Raw genomic sequence first — 2,479 nt, 5'->3', positions numbered from 1 at the left:
ATCTCTTCCATTTCGGCCACCTCGCCCGGATCGAGTTGCTCGATCGCAAACTCTTCCATTTCGGGGCCGTCTTCGGCTGTAGCGGACGCTGACAATACGTTCACTACCCTGACCGGATCTCCGATCGATACCAATCCAAGGACCAACAAAATGATGACGTGAACAAATGTGCTGACCGCCCAGGCGGGCATTGCACTGAAGATCAAAAATCGCCGTCTGGGATTCGGCTCTTCATACACATCGTCCTCAATCATCGCGTTGGAGACGAGAGGATCTGGATGATGCAGCGGATCTGGATCGGTGACAGACGCCATGGAAATCGCGTTCCCTACGTTTTCAATTAACTGACATAAATAGCGGAATCGAGCCGGATGAGGACGATGCGGCGAGAGGTCGGAAGCGCTTACAAAAGAGGTGCGTTCCTCTATAAGTATACGCAAAACAAGGGGAGCCATCTGGCCTTCCCACCTAGTTTAATTGCAGGATTGCCAACGTCTGCAACTTCATTCCGTCCTGCGTCAAGAATAACCCAAGAGGGGCAGATGTACTCATAAATGCACCCGTTGTGCGGCATGTCATAGCGAATCCAACAGTGGACTCGTTAATGCGGGTGGGCTGGTGCTGCTGCGAGTAGGGGGCATGGTAACCGCTAGAGTCGCGGCGCGTTATTAAGAGATCACGGGGAATGCGGCTAAGCGTCGCGGCTTTGCCAAGCGGATTGCGCGGCGGCCCGAATTCGGTTGACGTCGGTGGCATGCTGTTTCGCCATCATCACGGCGTCGTTGTCTTCGATCGCAAACCGTTCGCTGCCCCCAGGAACGATGACCACCTTGCCGCGAATGGCGCCGAATTCGGTCGAGACCGTTTCACTGCGACGAACCAATTTGCGGCGGTTCGACGTGTGTCGGCGGATCCCGATTGACGTGGTATGAGTGAAAAGGATCGACTCGAGCCGATCGACGTGATCGGCGTCACATACCGTCGTCAAAACAACGCCCAAGCGTCCTTTTTTCATCACGCAGGGGGTTTGAAACACGTCCAACGCTCCGGCATCGAACAAACGATCGACGCAAAAAGCCAACGTTTCCGGCGACGCGTCGTCAATGTTGGTTTCCAACACAACGACTTGATCGGTTTCCAGCGGGTAATCGCGTGCGGTGTCTGATGATGCCACCGTCTGCTGCGTTCGCTCGCCCAGCATCACCTTCAAAATGTTGGCCTGGACCTCCAAATCTTTGCTGCCAGCGCCGTATCCGACGGCAATCGTACTCATCGACGGAATGGCACCAAATCGCGTTGCAGTCGCTTTCAGGATCGCCGCCCCGGTCGGCGTTGTCAGTTCGGCTTGGACATCCGAGCTGGCGATTGGAATGCCTTTTAACAGTTCGGCGGTCGCGGGGGCGGGAACGGCGACGCGACCATGGGCGATTGTGATCGTGCCCGACCCGGTGGGGACGGCCGATGCCTCGATCGATTCGATTCCCAAATGGGTCATCGCCACTGCGGTACCGACGATATCGGCGATCGAGTCGATTGCACCAACCTCGTGAAAATGCACTTTTTCGATCGTCGAACCATGCACCTTCGCTTCGGCTTTGGCCAATTCTAGGAATATTTTATGAGCTAATTGTTTGGCTTCGGGCGTGATCGCATCGGCGCGATCGATCATCTCGGTGATGTGGTGTAGATGCCGATGGGCGTGTTCGGGAGGATGCGCGATGTCGACTTTGATCGCGCGAAATCCATGTTTTTTGACCGTATGCGACTGAATCGTGATTTCGCCGAGCCCCATTGATCGGACGGCGGTTTGGATCGTGTTTGCGTCAAGTTCGCCGGTTTGAGCACCGATATCGATGAGAGCTCCGAGCGTCATGTCGCCGCTGATTCCGCTGAGACAGTCAAAGTAGGCGATTTTGGACATGGATTTCGAATTCCTGGGGGGCTTGGAAGGCAGGAGGTAAAGAAAATGCGGTGCGAAATGTGGACGAGAAATCGCCACAAGGGAGCGATTCGGACGGCGTGTGGCCAGAGGATAGTAAAAAGAACCTGGCTTGTCGTCTTGGGATCCGCTCGGTTTGCCGTTGAAGGAAAAAGAGAAAACGTTATACTCCGCCCTCGCTAACGTAGAAAAATCGCTCCAGCAGCCTGCTGTGTAGCGTGAAATGTAAAATATACGAAACGTCCGACGAGATCGATCCGATGAAAGTTGTCAGCAGTATCGGCGCCCTAAAGTACCGCCACCCCGATTGCCAAGTAGTCAAACGCCGCGGCCGAATTTACGTGATTTGCAAAAGCAATCCTAAATTCAAGGTCCGCCAAGGCGGTGCCAAAGTCAAAAAGGCTCGTCGCTAAACGCGTTTCAGCGTTTTAGCCATCACGCGCTGCCACGATCATTCAAATGAACGACCGGATCATCTCCGGTCGTTTTTGCATGCGCCATGTTTGACCCGGGCTTACGCCCAATGCCAACTACTTTGGG

The 2,479-nt window shown here is 54.5% G+C and carries 2 protein-coding genes and 1 pseudogene; 1 reads left to right on the top strand and 2 read right to left on the bottom strand.

What is annotated here, in order from left to right; all coding sequences use genetic code 11:
* Together RMSM_RS01725 and larC are read right to left on the bottom strand one after the other, a co-directional pair.
* A pseudogene (locus RMSM_RS01725) lies at window positions 1–455 on the bottom strand (hypothetical protein); the annotation flags it as partial.
* Between the two features lie 236 nt (window positions 456–691).
* A complete protein-coding gene (larC, locus tag RMSM_RS01720) occupies window positions 692–1,921 on the bottom strand; it encodes a nickel pincer cofactor biosynthesis protein LarC (RefSeq protein ID WP_008690613.1) in 1,230 nt (409 codons plus the stop codon).
* A gap of 278 nt (window positions 1,922–2,199) precedes the next feature.
* Here larC and ykgO point away from each other — a divergent pair, with 278 nt between their 5' ends.
* On the top strand, window positions 2,200–2,352 hold the full coding sequence (ykgO, locus tag RMSM_RS01715; RefSeq protein WP_040763550.1) for a type B 50S ribosomal protein L36: 153 nt from the start codon (window positions 2,200–2,202) through the stop codon (window positions 2,350–2,352).
* The last annotated feature ends 127 nt before the right edge of the window (window positions 2,353–2,479 follow it).

Origin of the sequence: Rhodopirellula maiorica SM1, from assembly GCF_000346295.1 — a bacterium.
Lineage (GTDB): Bacteria > Planctomycetota > Planctomycetia > Pirellulales > Pirellulaceae > Novipirellula > Novipirellula maiorica.
This window is presented reverse-complemented; position numbering and strand designations above follow the sequence as displayed.

What these genes read in the sequence shown, in the direction of transcription:
- larC (WP_008690613.1), bottom strand. Translation starts at nt 1,921, where the DNA reads ATGTCCAAAATCGCCTACTTTGACTGTCTCAGCGGAATCAGCGGCGAC.
- ykgO (WP_040763550.1), top strand. Translation starts at nt 2,200, where the DNA reads ATGAAAGTTGTCAGCAGTATCGGCGCCCTAAAGTACCGCCACCCCGAT.